Annotated in this window: 19 protein-coding genes; 4 read left to right on the top strand and 15 right to left on the bottom strand. The window is 42.9% G+C overall.

What is annotated here, in order from left to right:
* Positions 1–470: 470 nt before the first annotated feature.
* The 7 genes from RAM70_RS00095 to RAM70_RS00065 form a co-directional block, all read right to left on the bottom strand.
* Entirely contained in the window at positions 471–2,825 is a 2,355-nt protein-coding gene (locus tag RAM70_RS00095; protein WP_312671925.1) for a GH116 family glycosyl hydrolase, read from the bottom strand.
* A 136-nt stretch (positions 2,826–2,961) separates the two neighbouring features.
* Entirely contained in the window at positions 2,962–3,405 is a 444-nt protein-coding gene (locus RAM70_RS00090; RefSeq protein WP_012264377.1) for a DUF3531 family protein, read from the bottom strand.
* A 250-nt stretch (positions 3,406–3,655) separates the two neighbouring features.
* Positions 3,656–4,237 carry a CPBP family intramembrane glutamic endopeptidase gene (locus tag RAM70_RS00085; protein WP_045360401.1) on the bottom strand — a complete coding sequence of 194 codons (582 nt, stop codon included), beginning with the start codon at positions 4,235–4,237 and terminating at the stop codon, positions 3,656–3,658.
* Positions 4,234–5,292: a DUF3326 domain-containing protein gene (locus RAM70_RS00080; protein ID WP_045360402.1), complete on the bottom strand. Its 1,059-nt coding sequence runs from the start codon at positions 5,290–5,292 to the stop codon at positions 4,234–4,236. Before RAM70_RS00080 ends, RAM70_RS00085 begins: the two co-directional genes overlap by 4 nt.
* Positions 5,289–5,465, bottom strand: coding sequence for a DUF8621 family protein (locus RAM70_RS00075; protein ID WP_002734354.1), 177 nt, complete (start codon positions 5,463–5,465; stop codon positions 5,289–5,291). Before RAM70_RS00075 ends, RAM70_RS00080 begins: the two co-directional genes overlap by 4 nt.
* Positions 5,466–5,759: 294 nt before the next feature.
* The gene (locus RAM70_RS00070) at positions 5,760–6,626 is read right to left on the bottom strand and encodes an Rpn family recombination-promoting nuclease/putative transposase (RefSeq protein WP_312671924.1); all 867 of its coding nucleotides are present in this window, start codon (positions 6,624–6,626) and stop codon (positions 5,760–5,762) included.
* A 325-nt stretch (positions 6,627–6,951) separates the two neighbouring features.
* Positions 6,952–8,433 carry a DNA methyltransferase gene (locus tag RAM70_RS00065; RefSeq protein ID WP_312671923.1) on the bottom strand — a complete coding sequence of 494 codons (1,482 nt, stop codon included), beginning with the start codon at positions 8,431–8,433 and terminating at the stop codon, positions 6,952–6,954.
* A 216-nt stretch (positions 8,434–8,649) separates the two neighbouring features.
* Between RAM70_RS00065 and RAM70_RS00060 the strand changes: the two genes are divergently transcribed.
* The gene (locus tag RAM70_RS00060; RefSeq protein WP_045360404.1) at positions 8,650–9,204 is read left to right on the top strand and encodes a Uma2 family endonuclease; all 555 of its coding nucleotides are present in this window, start codon (positions 8,650–8,652) and stop codon (positions 9,202–9,204) included.
* A 78-nt stretch (positions 9,205–9,282) separates the two neighbouring features.
* On the opposite strand, the gene RAM70_RS00055 is transcribed toward RAM70_RS00060, so the two are convergent.
* Positions 9,283–10,113: a DUF4351 domain-containing protein gene (locus tag RAM70_RS00055; RefSeq protein ID WP_312671922.1), complete on the bottom strand. Its 831-nt coding sequence runs from the start codon at positions 10,111–10,113 to the stop codon at positions 9,283–9,285.
* A 325-nt stretch (positions 10,114–10,438) separates the two neighbouring features.
* Positions 10,439–12,094: a DNA methyltransferase gene (locus RAM70_RS00050; protein ID WP_045360406.1), complete on the bottom strand. Its 1,656-nt coding sequence runs from the start codon at positions 12,092–12,094 to the stop codon at positions 10,439–10,441.
* Positions 12,095–12,838: 744 nt separating this feature from the next.
* On the opposite strand from RAM70_RS00050, the gene pyrC reads away from it, so the two are divergent.
* Positions 12,839–13,873 (top strand): dihydroorotase, encoded by a 1,035-nt coding sequence (gene pyrC / locus RAM70_RS00045; protein WP_045360448.1) that lies wholly within the window; start codon positions 12,839–12,841, stop codon positions 13,871–13,873.
* Between the two features lie 62 nt (positions 13,874–13,935).
* On the opposite strand, the gene RAM70_RS00040 is transcribed toward pyrC, so the two are convergent.
* The gene (locus RAM70_RS00040; protein WP_045360449.1) at positions 13,936–14,430 is read right to left on the bottom strand and encodes a phosphoribosyltransferase; all 495 of its coding nucleotides are present in this window, start codon (positions 14,428–14,430) and stop codon (positions 13,936–13,938) included.
* A gap of 25 nt (positions 14,431–14,455) precedes the next feature.
* Complete coding sequence (locus tag RAM70_RS00035) at positions 14,456–14,686, bottom strand: hypothetical protein (RefSeq protein ID WP_190357933.1); 231 nt, start codon at positions 14,684–14,686, stop codon at positions 14,456–14,458.
* A gap of 338 nt (positions 14,687–15,024) precedes the next feature.
* Here RAM70_RS00035 and RAM70_RS00030 point away from each other — a divergent pair, with 338 nt between their 5' ends.
* Together RAM70_RS00030 and RAM70_RS00025 are read left to right on the top strand one after the other, a co-directional pair.
* Positions 15,025–15,366 carry a translation initiation factor gene (locus RAM70_RS00030; protein ID WP_045360452.1) on the top strand — a complete coding sequence of 114 codons (342 nt, stop codon included), beginning with the start codon at positions 15,025–15,027 and terminating at the stop codon, positions 15,364–15,366.
* Positions 15,367–15,375: 9 nt separating this feature from the next.
* Positions 15,376–15,843: a TspO/MBR family protein gene (locus RAM70_RS00025; RefSeq protein ID WP_045360454.1), complete on the top strand. Its 468-nt coding sequence runs from the start codon at positions 15,376–15,378 to the stop codon at positions 15,841–15,843.
* Between the two features lie 226 nt (positions 15,844–16,069).
* On the opposite strand, the gene RAM70_RS00020 is transcribed toward RAM70_RS00025, so the two are convergent.
* The 4 genes from RAM70_RS00020 to cpcF form a co-directional block, all read right to left on the bottom strand.
* Positions 16,070–16,549 (bottom strand): hypothetical protein, encoded by a 480-nt coding sequence (locus RAM70_RS00020; RefSeq protein ID WP_045360456.1) that lies wholly within the window; start codon positions 16,547–16,549, stop codon positions 16,070–16,072.
* Between the two features lie 139 nt (positions 16,550–16,688).
* A complete protein-coding gene (locus RAM70_RS00015; RefSeq protein ID WP_045360458.1) occupies positions 16,689–17,582 on the bottom strand; it encodes an ABC transporter ATP-binding protein in 894 nt (297 codons plus the stop codon).
* 145 nt (positions 17,583–17,727) lie between these two features.
* On the bottom strand, positions 17,728–18,501 hold the full coding sequence (locus RAM70_RS00010) for an ABC transporter permease (RefSeq protein ID WP_002761938.1): 774 nt from the start codon (positions 18,499–18,501) through the stop codon (positions 17,728–17,730).
* Positions 18,502–18,563: 62 nt separating this feature from the next.
* Positions 18,564–19,187, bottom strand: a complete 624-nt coding sequence (gene cpcF / locus RAM70_RS00005) for a C-phycocyanin alpha-cysteine-84 phycocyanobilin lyase subunit CpcF (protein ID WP_312671921.1) — start codon at positions 19,185–19,187, stop codon at positions 18,564–18,566.
* Positions 19,188–19,393: the final 206 nt, after the last annotated feature.

Here is a 19,393-nt window from a genome sequence, read left to right as displayed (position 1 = left end):
TCCTAATGATACTAAATCCTGTTTAAAAGGTATGGAAGAGTGGAGAGTGGCAAGTGGAGAGAAGGGATAAAAATAAGTAAAAATTATAATTTGAGAATAAAAAATTAAAAGATTTAAATATTTTAGCTAATTAGTTAAATGTAACAAGGAAGTTACAAGATTTTAATTTTCCCAGAATTTGCCAAAATTTGGCTGTAAATCGGGATTGCCTATATTTCTTAATCTGGTATAATCGTGGTATTCTGTGGGCTTAGTTTAACCCTTAAGTCTCAAATCAACGCAAAACCAAGACAATCAGGGGACTGTATTAATACCATTCCCCAAAAAAAGCCCCTAGGGATGACTTTTTTTTGTGAAGCAATTTTTGAAGTTTTGTAAAGGCTATTGACTTAAAGCCAGAATTGTGTATATTGAAAATTTAGTACATTAGCACTGACAAAAGGCGACCTAGTGTTAGTCCAAAAGAAAACTTAGCCCTGAAATTCCGTCAAAACCCCATAGATGGCCCAGATAGCCATGGCGCGCAAATAATGACAGGCGCGAAAAGTTCCCACCGATGTTATTGCTTCCGGGGTGCGAAATTGTAAGCCATTTTCATAAATTTGTCGCACCACCGCCTCCGTAATTTGCCATCCTTGCTTTTCCATTCCCATTTGCAGTAAAAAAGCCACCAACCCAAAATTAATTCCTACCCAAACTTCCAAGGGATGAGTTGCTTCGGGATTTTCGGGAGTACCATCGGGTTTTAACCCATTTGCCGCCCCAAATTTTCCCCCATGAAACTTGAGAAAACAAGCCTGATAAATCTTACTTAAAGCTGATTGCGTGTATTGATTTTCTACCACATCCGGTAAAGCCAATAAACGAGCATAAAATTGACCGCATAATTGGTCAGTCATCACCACATCGGAACCACTGCCACTATCTAAATTATAATATTCTCCATTCCAGAGAGTCTGATGATAAATAGCGCGAGATTGCTGTAACCAACAGGCAAAAATTGCCGTATCTTCCCCAAGAATTGCCCCAATTTTAATCGTTGCTTCTAGCGCCGCTATCCACAAACCACCGCAATAGGCACTAATTCCCTGTAAACGCCAATCATCAAAGGTTTGGTCTGGCGCGCCGGAATTTTCGGGAATCCCATCCTTATCAAGGTCAAAAGTTTTTAAATATTGCAAAGTCAGGACAATTGATGGCCAACATTCCCGCAGAAAATCCTCATCTTTAGCCCCCGTTAATAAATAATCCCGATAGACTAATAAAACAAAATCACTGCCTAAATCTTTCCAGAGATTACAATCTTGATAACTGGTGTAATTGCTCTTTTGCCAAGGGTGTTCATTGGGCGCGCCTAAATCGTGGGGAGTGGCATTTTTAGCCTTACGAATGGCACTAGCTTGGTTATATCCAATAATCCGAGGAGTATCGTCACTGCTGGGAATTGCCCTCGCAAAAGCTTCCATCACGGCCTTTTCTAAGCGCGGCCATAACATCAATAACCCAAAGGAACCATAGAGACGCACATCAAGACTTTCATACCAACGATAATCAATACATTCTAAGACCCCAAATTGACCGATGGGATCCCGTTCCGTGGCGGCCGTCCAGAGAGTACCGCCGTCAGTTAGGAGGTATAATTCGTTAAATAAAGCCATTTTAAACCAATCGGCCAGATCGCTGCGTTCTAGGATCGGTTTTTGCCAGTTAATAATATTTTCTCGCCATGTATCGCCGTGTTTTAAAGCCGTGCGTACCATCGCCCAAGCATTTTGACCATTGCGACCGAAAAAGTCCGTATAACGACGATAATAGTTAATTCCTTGGGCAAATTCCGTGACGGGTAAATCCCAAGCTAAAATAAAAGGAATTTTGCGAGTTTTCCCCGGACGAATAGTAAAACGAATCGCCATGGCCGTGGCCGTTTGTTCCCCTTTTTCGGCGGGGGTTTCGTCCTCAATATCCGGTAAAGAGCCATTCATGGCGAAATAGTCCCAAACTTCGCCCCCATCGCCCGCAGGGTTCCATTTACCCAGATAGAATACCTCTAGACTCGGATTAGTAATACTGGCAATCGCCATCTGTCCATCCCCTTCCCCAGGGTTTTCGTAATCCCGACGCATTAGACAGCCAACGCGGAAATTATCGACAATCCATTGATTATAATTACCCTGACTTTCCCCCCATTTTGATTGATATTCATAGACGGGACTACCATCATCTCTCACCTTAACCACTGGGGATTTAATCGCGTTAGTAAACCAACCGATTGTATTTTGCCAAGTCAGCATAATACTAATAGTAATCGGTTTATCGGTGGGATTATGAGCCGTCCATTCAAATAGGGCTATAGGATAACTACTTTCTTGATAATTATGCGCCCAAACCGGTGAGAATTGTTCGCAAATTAATTGAGTCTGAAAAACATCTTTGTACTCGTACCAACTGCGGGGATAAAGGGCAGAATATGTTCCCTTTTCGGCTGGATACCACGACCAGCGCGATAAAGTTCCATCCGTCGGGCTTTCCGTCGCCATAGCGTAGGCTTGGGCGCTTCCGTCTTCTGTTTGTTCAAAAATGCTAAATTGACAGGCAGGAAGGCTATTAAAACTGTGTTCACCGCCGTCCAGATGCCAGAGATTAAAGTCACCTTTGGGGGAACGTCCGATGCAACCGGCCCCAAATCCCCCCAGAGGCATCCCATGCCAAGGACCATCATCTAAATTGCTGGCGTAACGGACGCTGTAGGGTTTTTCCCAACCTTTGCCCAGAGGACGTTTCCAAGCAGCGGCGGGAATTTCTGGAAGGGAGACGAGATTAAGCATAGATGTTTTTAAGTGGGGTGTGGGGAAGTGGGGAAGTGGGGAAGTGGGGAAGTGGGGAAGTGGGGAAGTGGGAAACTCCTGACTCCTGACTCGGAGAATACTGACTCCACCAAGAAACTTTTTCAGTAAACCCTAATTATTCGCTAAAGAGATAATTACTGCGATCGCTGACAGTCCAATCTTGATTTTCTCCACCGATAATTAAACGTTTAATATCGACAAAATCCTTACTTAATTGGGTCAAGGCATTGATTAAAATATCTAAAGCAATAAGATCGCTAGTACCAAGGTCAAACCAACAACGTCCCCAAGTACCTAAGTATTCAAAATCGGTCATATTGTGCATCGGTGACATAAAGGCATTTTCGGCCATATCTGGATCGTATTCCATATAACTAATATCGACTCCCACCTCCTGTACCTGTAGGTTTTCGGCATTGAAAGCCCCTAATTTACCCAAATAAAACCAAGAGGCAAAAACTTCTTCTACATATTGCTGTTCCATATTCGAGGGAACCGTCGAAAATTCCAGCCAAAACCAGACATCAAAAGGATTAAATTCGCGAAATTGTACTTCCATATTTTTTATAGGAGACAGGAGACAGGAGACGGGAGATAGGAGACAGGAGATAGGAGATGGGAAAGTGGGAATTATGAATTATGAATTATGAATTATGAATTGGGGAGAAGGGAGTATTTTCAGTGAACAGTGAACAGTAAACAGTAATCAGTGAAAAGACAGTAGGAAACTTCTATTTAATACTGCTCACTTAAAACTCAAATCTGATTACTGATAACTTCCCCACTGATGACTGATAACTGATAACTGATTACTGATTACTATGCTGTAATTTCCAGAGAAAACTAGCGAGGAGATTGGTGATAATATGAGCGAGGATCGGGATTAATAAATTACCGGTGATGATGATGGTATAACCGAGGGCAAAACCGACAACAGTTGCCCAGATAACATAGGGCCATTGTTGGGAACCGCTAAAATGGAGGATGCCAAAAATCAGACTAGAAACGGTTAAACCAAAGATATTTAAGCCCAAAGCTGGCAAAATCACCCCGCGAAATAATAATTCTTCACTTAACCCCGGCAGCAATCCAATCCAAATTAAATCGGGCCATGCTAAAGGTTTAATGACTAATTCTAAGTAAGCGTTAGCACTATGGCGATAACTAGACCAAAAACGATATAGAAGCCCACTAATTCCACTAATTGCCCCCGCTAAGGCTAATCCGAACAGGAAATCCGGGAGAGTCCAGCGAATGGCGGGAATAGCGATCGCACCGAAATATTGCCAAACTTTGGCGACTACCAGCAAGATAATCGCCGTTACCGCCATAATGGTGAGGACTTGTGTGCGTGTCAGGGGATCAAATTCGGAATTAGGGGAATTAGTCACGGATTCTCGGATAAACAGCGTAAAGAGTTTAAATTAGGGCGAAGAGATGCTAGGTTAACCCCTGCCCGTTGACAAACGATCGCACCGATCGCCTCTGTATATGAGTGTACCCTAATTGCTTTCACCCCTAGGGGTTCCGGGGCCACCTTCATTCTTGTACTGTTTTCCTGCACTGCAATCAGTACAGTTTTCTCTTGACAAAAACTTAAAACTGTGCTAGAGCCGCAGGCACTGGCGGGAACGATCAGCGCGTCCACCTCCCGGCTCCAAATAGCATCGGGACCGGGCTGCTTGACCAATTGGGGGGCGCGACTTAAACCCACCAAAACGCAGGGTAAAAAAGTATAACCGATTTCTTCGGCCGCGGCCTTGGGGGAAAGTTGCGGATCGAGGGGCAGCGGACTTAAAGCGGGGGCGTGGGCTGCCGGTATTTGGAATTGTCGCACCACCAGATGGGAAATTACCGCTTCGGCCCCGGCAAGGGGATCCACCCCCTGACCATGGCGATAATTAGCCAGGGCAATGCTATCGGGATCGTCGGGAAAACGGGCAACAATGGCGATCGCTTCTGCCTGTCCCTGGTTAATCAGTTTTTCTGCTCCCCGCAGCAAGCTGTCGGGATTGCCAATTGTTCCCCAACTGGCCCCAGAGGCTGCCTCTCGCAACTGCACATTTAGGGGGGCATCGGTGATAACGTAATCGGTCAGATCTAAGCCTAGGGTAGCCCGGACAGCATCGGCAGCCTGAAGGTGTCTTTGCAAGAGGTCAAATTCAATGGCGCGATCGAATAGTAACCCGATGCGATTTTGATGGACGGGACTTAATCCCCAATCCCCCCGGGCAAAACGATCTAAAGCGTAACCCTCCACATAGTAGGTGTTGGCTAGGGGCCAGTACAGTTGTGCGCCGTTGAGGACATTGGGATGGGTAATTAGGCGATCGCAAACTTGGGCGATCGCTCTGGCCACGGGAATGCCATCCCCAGCATAACCGCCAATCGCAGCCCCGATGCCGGTGGGAATAATTAGTACGGCGGTATAGGGACGGGAATTCACGAGGCAGTGGTGACAATCGCTTCGACTTTGACTTGATTATTCTCGGTATCCACTTCTGTGATTGCCCAACGCAAGGGTTCACCGCGTTTGGCTAATTCTTTTTCGATTTCTTGCTGCAGTTGTTGCGGGGTTTCCTGTAGGTCGATTTCGGCACTAATAAAGTGAGTGGTCATGGGGATTGTCTGGGATAGTTATCCCCTCAGTTTATCAAGATTTTGCCCTCTTGCGCTGGTTTATACAATCCTTATACTAAATCTGGTTATTAAAGACTGATTATTTATTCCCCTTTTTGCATGAGTGCATGAGCAGAAAACGGGTTTCTCGGAGAAACCCGTTTTCTGTGCGTTACTCAACGGATTTAGTATTGTAGAACCCCCTTGAGCTATCCTGCACACTTTTCTCTTTTCGTCAAATTTTATGTTAGGAAAGATGTGACCAATAGAGGGACTGTATTTAGTTGATTTGTACTAACTGGCTCGGCAATTTTCCAGCCATTGTTCTAAATCCTGTAGTGACTGAAAATCTAACAAAGCTTCTCCCAAGTTTTCTAACTGTTCTAGGTCAAGACTGCGAATATTGGGCAATAATTCGGGGTAAATGTCCCCTATACGCCGATTTAATTGACGTAAAACTAGGTTAGCTTCTCCCTCTTGTCGTCCCTCTTGTCGTCCCTCTTGTCGTCCCTCTTGTCGTCCCTCTTGTAAACCTTCCGACCAGATTTCTTGATAGATAACTGATTCTTTCATGATGTCCTTCCTTAATAATCGTTGGATGATGTCTTTCTTTAATACTAACCCGGCTAGAATTGCGGTAGATGCAGCCAGATTACTTTGTTCTCGACTATCGCTGATTTGCTCGATTTCTTGGGCAATTTGCCGCAGTAAGTTTTCTTGTTTCTCAGCTTGAGCAAGTATGGCAAAGGGAAACAGTCCGGGGGCCTTTAATAGGGGTTCTGAGGGTTGTTCCCAGAGTCTAATCACTTCAAATTGATGAGAGCTTTTCCCTTGTTTATAATCATTCTGTCGGACTGTGGGGGAGTCACTTTTCCTTAGATAAATAACCACTTGATGGATAGGTTTATGGGGATAGCGTCGATAGAGTCTGGTGGCATAATCTAGCATTCTATAGGGAATATCTTCTTTAGGGTCGGTTTGGAACTCGATATGTAAGATTAATTCTTCCGACTCTAAAAAGATTAAAGTATCGGCTCTAATTGGTTCTAGGGATAATTCCGAGGGTTTAATTTCTGTTAATTCTAAGGGTTTACCCAGTAACCAAGTGGCCAAGTCTCTCGAATATTCAAGGGCGATAAATTTACAGGTAGAATCATACATTTTTAATTCAATTATAGGTTAAGGCTGACCTATATTTTAACAAAATTAAGTAGTCGTGCAAAATTAATTTCCTAGTGAAGATAGGCAAGAGGCAAGAGGCAAGAGGCAAGAGGTGGTTAGATATGTGTAATTAATTTTGCTTAGGTACTTATCACCCTATCTCCCCTTATTAAGGGGAGCATCTGACAATTTTTAAGTAGTTAGGTGTTCAAAACCGTGAAATCACCCCCCTTATCAAGGAGGGTAGGGGGGATCGAACCCAAAATCTATCTTCAATTTAATTATAACCAGCTACTTAATACCTAGCTACTTAAACAAAGGATTTTTATTCGGGGAAGGGTATATCTAAACTCATTTGTTGTCCTTGGGTTTCCCTTTGTTTTTCGGCAGCTTTCAGGACTTCAAAGGTGAGGATAACATCGAGACGTTTTTTCTGTTCAAGGATTTCTTGTACTGTCACAATCTCAATTTTATCGACACTTTGACTCCTATAACGACTGCGATAAATTCCCGCAGATTTGGCTGTTTGGATCATATCTTTGCTGGGGGGTTTCAAGGTGATAAATATACCCAGGGCTGCCCCTTGTAGTGTCATGGTTCCCTGTAGATCTCTGATGTCTCCCGATTTGACATTACCGGATTTTACTTGAAAAATAATTTTCTCCCGATTGTCTTTATCTCCCTGAAAATAGGCAATGGCATCGACTCCTTTATCTGCCCCTTTTTTGTCATTAATCACGGCCCGGTTATTACTATAGGTTAAAACCGCCCATTTCTCAAATTCTTTGCGGGTACGATCATCGGGTTTAGTGGCTAATGCTTTGGCTGATTCTAGATCTTTGGGAATACCATTCAGTTCAATTTTATCTAAAACATTTTTACCAAAGGAGTCCTCTAGTCGCTTTAACATTAAGCTAATACTTTGATAGTTTATATCAATTCCAATCCAGTTTCTCTCTAATCTCTCTGCTACAGCGATAGTCGTTCCACACCCACAATAGGCATCTAAAATTACATCTCCTTTATTACTACTTGCTTTGATTATTCTTTCTAACAATGCCTCTGGTTTTTGTGTGGGATATCCTAACCGTTCTTTTGCTGTATTAGTTAAGATAGGTATTGTCCACCAATCAAAAGGAATCCGTCCCAATTCATGTTTTCTTTGATATGCTTTACCTTTAATAATTTTATGTTCAACTTTTTCAGGAGAAGAATAAGGTTCTCTTACTAAATCAACATTAAAAATAAAATTATTACTTGATTTAGAATAGTATAAAATTACGTCATGTTTTTTAGAAAAATGATTTTTACTAGCACCTCCTGAACCATAACACCAAATAATCTCATTTTTAAAATCACCACCCTGAGAGCAAAAAACAGTATCTAAAACTATTTTTAAATAATGACTAGCAGTAGGATCGCAGTGGAGATAAAAGCTACCAGTAGATTTTAAAACTCGATGGATTTCCACAATCCTCAGAGTCATACTCACCAGATAAGCGAGAAGACTGCCTTTACCTAAAACTTTAGTTAAACCGTCAATTAAATCAATAGTATGACTGGTAAATTTACCCTGATAATTGCTTTGAATTTCTTCTAAAGCTTCGTTAGCGTGATTATCCCATGTCCAGGTATCTACAAACGCTTGTGCTTGTGCTTGATCTTCCTTACCTAAGTTGTTATAAATTTGGTTGTAATTGCGTTTAGAATTAAAGGGTGGATCGATATAACAAAGATCGATCGATTCATCTTTGATATACTTCCGCAGCACTTCTAGGTTATCACCGTAGTATAGTTTATTGACCATAGAGATTGGGGGGATTGACTGCATTCTCAATTGTATTATTATTCCCCCTTAAAGAGGACGAATGCAATCGCTCCCGACAATAATATTATTGTGGGGGCGCATCGTGGTCAGTAGGTTTATCGAACTGTGTGCGCCCAAAATTTAACTTAGTGTCAGCAGAAGTCCCTCTCGTAAACCTTCCGACTATAATTAAGATTAGGCTTCCCCCTAAAGATTATGATTGCGGTTCCCAACTACATCAGTCCCCAAGAATATCTCGCTATCGAGCGCCAGAGCCAGATCCGCCATGAATACCGACGTGGTTTGGTTTATGCGATGGCTGGCGGTACGGATAATCACGAGCGCATTGCCTTCAATTTTCTCAAAGTCATTGACGAACATTTCGGCGACTCTACAGACTGTCGGTTTCACTCGGGTAATGTCAAGGTTAACTATCAAGATCAGTTTTATTACTATCCCGATGCTTTTGTTACCTGCGATCCTCGCGATCGCCAAGATCGTTATCTGAAACGCTATCCGAAACTAATTGCGGAAGTGCTTTCCCCCAACACGAAGGCTTTTGACAAGGGCGAAAAATTCCAAGATTATCAACAGATAGAAACTTTAGAAGAATATGTATTAATTTCCCAAGAAATCCAGCGCGTGGAATGCCGTCGCCGTAATTCTCTGGGGATATGGGAAACGACTATTTACGAGACAGGCGATCGCGTGATCCTGTCAAGTATTAACCTAGATTTAGCGATCGCCGATCTCTACCGGGGAATAGATTAAAATGTGAACTACTCTCAAGGGAGTTGAGAGCTTGCTGCTTCAAATGGGAATGGATCGACCTCATTTAGTTGATTTGTACTAACTGGCTCGGCAATTTTCCAGCCATTGTTCTAAATCTTGTGGTGATTGAAAATCTAACAAAGCTTCTCCCAAGTTTTCTAACTGTTCTAGGTCAAGACTGCGGATATTGGGCAATAATTCGGGGGAAATGTCCCCTATCCGCCGATTTAATTGACGTAAAACTAGGTTAGCTTCTCCTTCTTGTCGTCCCTCTTGTAAACCCTCCGACCAGATTTCTTGATAGATAACTGATTCTTTCATGATGTCCTTCCTTAATAATCGTTGGATGATGTCTTTCTTTAATACTAACCCGGCTAGAATTGCGGTAGATGCAGCCAGATTACTTTGTTCTCGACTATCGCTGATTTGCTCGATTTCTTGGGCAATTTGCCGCAGTAAGTTTTCTTGTTTCTCCGCTTGAGCGAGTATGGCAAAGGGAAACAGTCCGGGGGCCTTTAATAGGGGTTCTGAGGGTTGTTCCCAGAGTCTAATCACTTCAAATTGATGAGAGGTTTTCCCTTGTTTATAATCATTCTGTCGGACTGTGGGGGAGTCACTTTTCCTTAGATAAATAACCACTTGATGGATAGGTTTATGGGGATAGCGTCGATAGAGTCTGGTGGCATAATCTAGCATTCTATAGGGAATATCTTCTTTAGGGTCGGTTTGGAACTCGATATGTAAGATTAATTCTTCCGACTCTAAAAAGATTAAAGTATCGGCTCTAATTGGTTCTAGGGATAATTCCGAGGGTTTAATTTCTGTTAATTCTAAGGGTTTACCCAGTAACCAAGTGGCCAAGTCTCTCGAATATTCAAGGGCGATAAATTTACAGGTAGAATCATACATTTTTAATTCAATTATAGGTTAAGGCTGACCTATATTTTAACAAAATTAAGTAGTCGTGCAAAATTAATTTCCTAGTGAAGATAGGCAAGAGGCAAGAGGCAAGAGGCAAGAGGTGGTTAGATATGTGTAATTAATTTTGCTTAGGTACTTATCACCCTATCTCCCCTTATTAAGGGGAGCATCTGACAATTTTTAAGTAGTTAGGTGTTCAAAACCGTGAAATCACCCCCCTTATCAAGGAGGGTAGGGGGGATCGAACCCAAAATCTATCTTCAATTTAATTATAACCAGCTACTTAATACCTAGCTACTTAAACAAAGGATTTTTATTCGGGGAAGGGTATATCTAAACTCATTTGTTGTCCTTGGGTTTCCCTTTGTTTTTCGGCAGCTTTCAGGACTTCAAAGGTGAGGATAACATCGAGACGTTTTTTCTGTTCAAGGATTTCTTGTACTGTCACAATCTCAATTTTATCGACACTTTGACTCCTATAACGACTGCGATAAATTCCCGCAGATTTGGCTGTTTGGATCATATCTTTGCTGGGGGGTTTCAAGGTGATAAATATACCCAGGGCTGCCCCTTGTAGTGTCATGGTTCCCTGTAGATCTCTGATGTCTCCCGATTTGACATTACCGGATTTTACTTGAAAAATAATTTTCTCCCGATTGTCTTTATCTCCCTGAAAATAGGCAATGGCATCGACTCCTTTATCTGCCCCTTTTTTGTCATTAATCACGGCCCGGTTATTACTATAGGTTAAAACCGCCCATTTCTCAAATTCTTTACGGGTACGATCATCGGGTTTAGTGGCTAATGCTTTGGCTGATTCTAGATCTTTGGGAATACCATTCAGTTCAATTTTATCTAAAACATTTTTACCAAAGGAGTCCTCTAGTCGCTTTAACATTAAGCTAATACTCTGATAGGTTATATCAATTCCAATCCAGTTTCTCTCTAATCTCTCTGCTACAGCGATAGTCGTTCCACACCCACAATAGGCATCTAAAATTACATCTCCTTTATTACTACTTGCTTTGATTATTCTTTCTAACAATGCCTCCGGTTTTTGCGTGGGATAACCTAGACGTTCTTTTGTAGTTGGAGCAAAGATAATATCTGTCCATATATCTTGAATTACAGGGCTTTTAGTTTCTGATAAATATTGCTTAAGACCATCTTTTCGAGGCCGGCCATCCTTCTGTAACAAAATATAACCCTGACTATATAGTTCTTCTAGTTTTTCTATAGAAAACCGCCATTGTCTATTATTACCTGGATGGACTCCACGCCATTCTATAGTTCGTGATTCGGAAAAATGAGGAGCCGTTAAGTTTTCTGCTCTGTATAAACCTTTAGAGTCTGAGTATTTATATCTTGCTAATTGTTCTTGGGAATGATAGGCATCTATATGATTAAATGTCTTAGCCTGTGTTTTGCTGTAAAAAAACAGACGATCCTGAATTCTTCCATATCTTTGAGGATCATTGTGTGCCGTAGTTCTTTTCCAAACAATCTCATTGAAAAAATCACCCCCTTGAGAACAAAAAATAGCATCTAAAACTATTTTTAAATAATGACTAGCAGTAGGATCGCAGTGGAGATAAAAGCTACCGGTAGATTTTAAAACTCGATGGATTTCCACAATCCTCAGAGTCATACTCACCAGATAAGCGAGAAGACTGCCTTTACCTAAAACTTTGGTTAAACCGTCAATTAAATCGATAGTCTGACTGGTAAATTTACCCTGATAGTTGCTTTGAATTTCTTCTAAAGCTTCGTTAGCGTGATTATCCCATGTCCAGGTATCCACAAACGCTTGTGCTTGTGCTTGATCTTCCTTACCTAAGTTGTTATAAATTTGGTTGTAATTACGTTTAGAATTAAAGGGTGGATCGATATAACAAAGATCGATCGATTCATCTTTGATATATTTCCGCAGCACTTCTAGGTTATCACCGTAGTATAGTTTATTGACCATAGAGATTGGGGGGATTGACTGCATTCTCAATTGTATTATTATTCCCCCTTAAAGAGGACGAATACAATCGCTCCCGACAATAATATTATTGTACCAATAGTAGAAGCGCATCGTGGTCAGTGAGTTGCTCGAACTGCCTGCGCTCAAAATTTAATTTTCCTAAGTCTATCTTGCCTGAAAATGAGGGGGTCGCAGGCAGGCACGGATTCCCATTCTATAAGTAAGTATATGTCAAGTGATGGGATTTTGTCAAGAGGAATTATAAATCCGTTGAGTAACGCACAGAAAACGGGTTTCTCCGAGAAACCCGTTTTCTACTCATGCAAAAAGAAGCGCACCGTGGTCAGTGAGTTGCTCGAACTGCCTGCGCTCAAAATTTAATTTTCCTAAGTCTATCTAGCCTGAAAATGAGGGGGTCGCAGGCAGGCACGGATTCCCATTATATAAATAAGTATATGTCAAGTGCTGGGATTTTGTCAAGAGGAATTATCGTCACCGTCAAATTAATTTCGCCGCTAAAATCAAAGGTTCTTTCCAATCAACTAAAACTAAGCTAAGACGCATTTTAACTGCCTATCCTTAGATTAGCTGAATTTCCCCCCCCAACCCCCCCGACATCGGGGGGGTTGGGGGGGGTGTTGCCTCTTGCCTGTTGCCTCTTGCCTCATCTCAACAAGCAATTTAAATACGCGGGCAGCTTATTGTGTTTGGTGATGGCATCCCTAACCGTAGTATGATTGAACAATGCGAAGACTCACAATAACTCGACCCGACGACTGGCACCTTCATCTCCGCGATGGTGCGGCAATGAAAGCGGTTCTCCCCCATACGGTGCGTCAGTTTGCCCGTGCCATTATCATGCCGAATTTAAAGCCCCCAGTGCGCTCGGTGGCTGATGCTGCCTCCTATCGCGATCGCATTCTGGCAGCAGTTCCAGAGGGTCAAAAGTTCGAGCCACTGATGACCCTCTATCTCACCGATAATACCCGTCCCGAAGAAATCGTGGCAGCGAAAGCCTCCCAGTTTGTCAAAGCGGTGAAATACTACCCGGCCGGTGCAACAACTAATTCCGACTTGGGGGTGACGGACCTTCGTCGGTGCGATGGCGTTTTGGCAGCGATGGAGCAGGTAGATATGCCGCTACTACTGCACGGAGAAGTTACCGATGGTGATATTGATGTGTTCGATCGAGAGAAAGTGTTCATTGAGAAGCACTTAATCCCACTGATAACAAGATTTCCGAAACTGCGTGTCGTCTTTGAACACATTACCACTGCCGATGCGGTCAAGTTTGTTCTATCTGCTAACAACAATGTCGCCGCCACAATTACGCCCCAACATTTATTATTTAGCCGAAACATTCTCTTTACCGGTGGCATTCGTCCTCATTTTTATTGCCTGCCGATTTTGAAACGAGAGGATCATCGTTTGGCACTTTTGCAAGCGGCCACATCGGGCAATGCCAAGTTTTTTCTAGGGACCGATAGCGCGCCCCATTCTCGCCACAGCAAAGAAAGTTCCTGTGGCTGTGCGGGTTGTTATTCAGCCCTGCACGCCCTAGAGTTGTACGCAGAAGCCTTTGAGAGTGTTGATGCGATCGAGCAACTGGAAGGGTTCGCCAGCTGCCACGGGCCGGATTTTTATCAACTCCCCCGGAATACCGAACAAATCACATTAACCAAAACCCCTTGGCGCATTCCCGATGAATTGCCATTTCCCGAATCCGGACTGGTTCCGTTACGAGCGGGTGAAGAGATAACCTGGCAGTTGGGGGAATAAAAACCGCCAGTTTTTATAGTTGCGGTCAAGAATTCACGATTAGTTAGGGCTTGCTCAATAAACTATACGAGGAGGTCTTTGGGTGTAATTAGCTGGTAACGCTCGAAGGGTTGATGAATCCAAGGATTATCCGGGTAATATTCCACATAATAGTCAGGTTTGATTATTGATGCTGCTTTGTACCAGATCACCGCAGTTTTGATATTGGTAATCCCGTATTTTTCCTGTAACAAAATCGAGGTTTTTTGGAGAGTGATGCCCGAATCGACCAAATCATCCACTAATAACAAGGGACTGTCCAATTTGGTCTCGATCATGGCTAAATTCGAGGAAATAGTTAATTCTCCCTGAATTTGCTGATTTTGCCCCCCGTAGGAAGCGGCGTAGAGAATGGCTAGGGGTTGACGAAAAAGACGACAGAGAATGTCACCGACGCGCAATCCTCCCTTGGCTAAACAGACAATCTGATGAAATTGCCAACCAGAACGATCGATTTTTACCGCTAATTTTTCGATCAGACGATGGTATTCATCCCAAGAAACATAGACATCGGCCATATTTGCGATTCTCGATTCCGAATTTTTATTTTTCGGCGGGTCGATCACTACTCCAAGCCCACCAAACTCGATCGCATTGACAATGATAGAATTCCTGCCATTTACGACGGGAATCTTCTCCTAAAACGGGAGCGCGGCGATTGATCCAAACGGACTGAGCTTCTTTAGCCTTTGCCCCGCAGTAAGGACAACAAAAATTGTAGGCGTGAACGGCCTTCTCTGTCCAGTCAGGGGGAAAGGGACTAAAAGCATCCATAATGTCTCAGATAAGGGGGTTAACAGTCAAAAAGGGGCTAGCGGTGTGTTTACGGTATAGGGCTGAATTTCTGCTTCGATAACTTTTACAGCTTGCAGTGAGCTTGTCGAATCTGCCTTTCTCCCCAAGATGAAGTGTAACCTAATTTGGCATCGTCAATCGACGGCCAACTGGCCAAAACCAGAATAGCCATCGGTTGTAACGGGTGTTAAGTAGCTACTGTTCTGGCGTTGCCTAAAACCAGAGACTTCCTACCTGACCAGGAAGATAACTGTTATAGTTGAGGTCAAACCACCTTGACAGGGCTGGAGTGTGAATTTAATTTTGTCCAACTACTTATGAGTAAATCTCAGGAAAAAAACCGGATTGCCTACCAGGAATGGGGAGATCAAAGTAATTCTCAAGCTTTTGAACGTTCCATTCCTGAATTACCCCCGAATCAGCAGAATTTACGAGTACAAACCTCCCGCTCTGGTCGGGCGGGAAAGACCGTTACCATAGTTACAGGTTTTCAATGTCAAACCGAAACTCTGACTAAATTATTAAAACAGTTAAAAACCGCTTGCGGAACGGGTGGTACAGTTAAAGAAAATACCATTGAGATCCAAGGAGATCATCGCCAAAAAATCCTACAAATTCTCATTGAATCGGGTTACAAAGCCAAAATTAGCGGAGGATAGTTAAAAATCATGATTCCTTCTTGGTTGCTTATCGGTGTCGTCGGATTTTTGGTCGCGTTAGCTGGGGGATTACTCAATTCTCGCGATGTACGTTGGTTTGCGCGCTTGCGTCGTCCCGATTGGTTAACCTTTGAAAGATTAATCCCTCTTATCTGGACAATTATCTATATTTGTGGGGCAATTTCTGCTTATTTAGTCTGGGAAGCTCAACCGGCTAATAAGTGGTTTTTGATGGCTTTTTATCTGTTGGTGGAATTGACTATTACTGCCTATACTCCTGTCACCTGTAAACTACGCAGTCTCAAAGCGGGAACGATTATCGGTGGTACGGGTTTTTTCTTGGGTTGTCTTCTGGCGCTATTGGTTTTCCCTGTTTCTTCTTGGGCAGGCATCCTACTTTTACCCTACCTGATCTGGAGTCCGATCGGTACCTATGTGACTTGGGAAATGATCCATCTCAATCCTCGGGATGTCTAGATAAGTACCTAAGCAAAATTAATTACACAAATCTAACCCCCCCTTGCCTCTTGCCTCTTGCCTCTTGCCTTTCTTCACTAGGAAATTTATTTTGCACGACTACTTAGGTAAAGTGGGATGGGTTAAAAATTAAGTTTGTTACTTATAGGGAGCATCTCTTAGCTTAAAACCCCACACCCGACACCCTGCCCCCACCGAAAAACTTTTTCAGCACACCCTATATATTTTATCGTTCACAACCGACAACAGAAGCGGTGTAGGTATTACCGATGTGCTGAATACCATTGACAAAAAGATTGACTAGAAAAGGTTGATCATTTGCCCGGACTGTGGCAGTAATTGTTAAGGGTTTATCGGGTTCGATTCGTACTCCATTAGTATTAAAAAATTCCTCGTTAGTTTGATCGCTATACTTGAGAAACAGCCGGATATCAAAGGAGGCAGCCCGGGGGACAGAAACCGTAACGATAAACCTCTGAAAACTTCTACCCCCTGGAACTGCCCAATCGGTATTCCAATTATTACGAGTTATCGTGACACCGAAAGGCCCCGGAACAGTGGGTTGTGAGACGGTTTTGGTAATTTCACTACCTTCACCCCCTAATAAAGAAAGTGGCCGACAATTTTGCGCCGCTGCGGGTAGATGTGAGCTTAATAATACCGCCGATAGACTCAATAAGCCAGGGATAGAGGTTAATTTCATCATTGATTTTGTCTCCAATTAATAGATAGAACCTATCTAAAAATTATAGATGATCATGACGGTAAAAAAACGGCGATTTAGCTTAATTGAGGTCAATTACCGCAAAAATGCCGATCATCAAGCTGAATTTTCAAAAAAGGGGTTAAAATTGATTCATAATTTCCATATAAATATGTTCTAACTGTATTGTCTGACGGGCGAGAGAATCAATATTAATGCCATCGAATGCCCGAATAATCTCGCTTAATTCTAGATGTTCATCTAACCAAAAAGCTAAATCTTTACCGTAAAATTTGGGAGTAAATCCTAATTGTTTACCTCGATTTATGGCCGCTTCTTGATCCCGGGTATCCATGATAATAATTTCTTTCGCAGGAATGTGCTGACGCAGCTGATTTAAATTACCTTCGGCAATAATACGACCTTGTTTTAAAATCCCGATACGTTGACAGAGACGCTGTGCTTCATCGAGGAGATGGGTAGTTAATAAAATTGTCATTCCCTGGCGCCGTAATTCTCCGATTAAATCCCAAATTTCATAGCGAGATTCGATGTCTAAACCGGTAGTTGGTTCATCGAGAATTAATAATTTTGGCTGATGAACAATAGCCACGGCAATATTCATCCGGCGCTGCATTCCACCGCTTAAAGTTTCCACCGGACTACGGGCGCGATCAAGCAAATTTACTGCCGATAAACTGGCTTTAATCCGATGACGACGCTGGAGACGATCAAGTCCATAAATCTGAGCAAAAAAGTTGAGATTTTCCTCACAAGTAAGGGATTTGTACAATAAATTTTCTTGCGGGGCAACCCCAATTAATTCTTTAGTAACTCTGGAAATTGGCAAATAATTAAAGGTAATTTCTCCCGATGAGGGTTTTAATAAATTACAAATTAAGTTAATAGTGGTGGTTTTTCCCGCACCATTGGGACCGAGTAAACCGTAAATTTCCCCCGCTTCAATATGAAAGTTTAATTGATCTAATACTAAGCGTCTTCCGTAATTCTTTTTGACATTATTGATAGTCAGCATTTTTAATAAAGTAACAAGGATAGTCAGGAGTCAGGAGACAGGGGACAGGATTAGGGAGTGGAAGATATGGGAAGACAAATTAATGAATACTCTTGCCTTTTCTAACTGATAACTGATAACTGATAACTGATAACTGATAACTGATTTACAGTCGCCGTTCAAGGTTCAACATTTGTCGATAGGTAAGCCAACCACCTGCTACCATAGCTAGAGCAAAAAGACAGAGAAAGCGAAAATGAGAGCTAATATCTTGCAGATTTTCGCCCTTTGCCCAAACAGCAATTAAAGCTTCATTCATGTGGTAGATCGGGTTATATTTAGCCAGAGATAGAATATTGTCGGGGAATAAAGCAGTCGGAAGAAAAACGCCGCCTAAAATTAATAAAGGAACCCCAAAAGTTCCCACCAAAGCATTAACATCTTCTGTTCTTTTCGCCAGTTGAGTACCGAGGATAAATCCTAAACCCACATAGGCGGTGATACTAAGAAAAATAATTAATAATTCTAGAGGAATTGAGCCTTTAAAAGTGGCTCCATACTGTTTAGCAATAGAATAAACTAAAACTGTCTGACAGGCGGCAATCGCACAATGGGCGAGAAAAATGCCGATAAAATAGGAAACACCGCTTAAAGGCGATAAAAATAACCGTTTAATCGTTTGTTGTTCCCTTTCTGCCACTACCGTCGCCACGGTTCCCCCCAAACAACTAAAGAAAAGTGCCGCCCCGACGAGGGTGGGAGGAGTAGCCAGAGCCATCGCCTCGGCAAGCTCAATTTTGCCTTTTTCTGCCATAATATAGCCATTTAAGAGCAGGACAAGGATCGGGAAAATACCCCAGAGGATTAAGCTACGCCCGCGCCGGATTAATTCTACTAAAATTCGTTGAGCGATCGCTAAAATTTCCTGCCAATATTTCATAGAATGTTAGTGTAATTGTTTCTCCCTGTAGAGAAATAAGTTTTTCTACTTTCGACTTAGGCTTATTGTAAGTGTTCCAGAGCTTGATCGGCGCGCAATCTTACCACTATTTCCGCTTCCGTCTCCCGAATCTGTCCTAAAAGTTCCCGAATCGCCCCGCGAAATGCCGCCGCCGCAGTTCCTAACCCCTCCAATCCGACAATCGCCGCATATCTAACCACCCACTCTGGATCCCCTTGCGAAAGTTTCTCCAGTGCCGCAAAAACAGCCTTCTGAGCCTCAGAAACCCGACTTTCCTCCAAATCAGACCAAATTATATTTCCTAAGCCTCTAGCCGCCCCTCGCCGCACGCTAAAGGAAAAATCACTCACCGCCGCCTCAAGTAATAAGTCCAATCCTCGCACATCGCCAATTCCTGCTAGGGCGCGGGTTGCCCAAGCTCTCGCCCCATAATTATAACCGTCTAGGTTGGCTAGTAAATAGGGAACCGCCGCTTTGCCGATGGCGATTAAACCGTCCACGGCTGCCACGGAGGCACCGGGGTTATTATATCTCAGGACATCGGTAAGGGTGGGTATTGCCGCTTCACTTTTGGCGGCGGCTAAGTTTTCCACGGCGGTTAGTAACTCATTAGCTGAGTCGGCTTTTTCGACGGCAATAATTAAAGTCTCAACGGTGGGAAGCATTGGTTATCAGTAGAAGGGATGAGGGGTTAGGGGTTGGGGTGTGGGGAAGTGGGGAAGTGGGGAAGTGGGGAAGTGGAGTGTGGGGTGTGGGGTGTGGGGTGTGGGGTGTGGGGAGAATAAATAAAATAATCTCCTGTCTCCTGACGACCGGCTCCTGACTGCTAACTCCTATCTCCTAACCCCACCAACAAACTTTTAAAGATAAT

This window comes from Microcystis wesenbergii NRERC-220, from assembly GCF_032027425.1.
Lineage (GTDB): Bacteria > Cyanobacteriota > Cyanobacteriia > Cyanobacteriales > Microcystaceae > Microcystis > Microcystis wesenbergii_A.
Note: the sequence above shows the minus strand (reverse complement) of the source record. Positions and strands in the feature narration are given on the sequence as shown.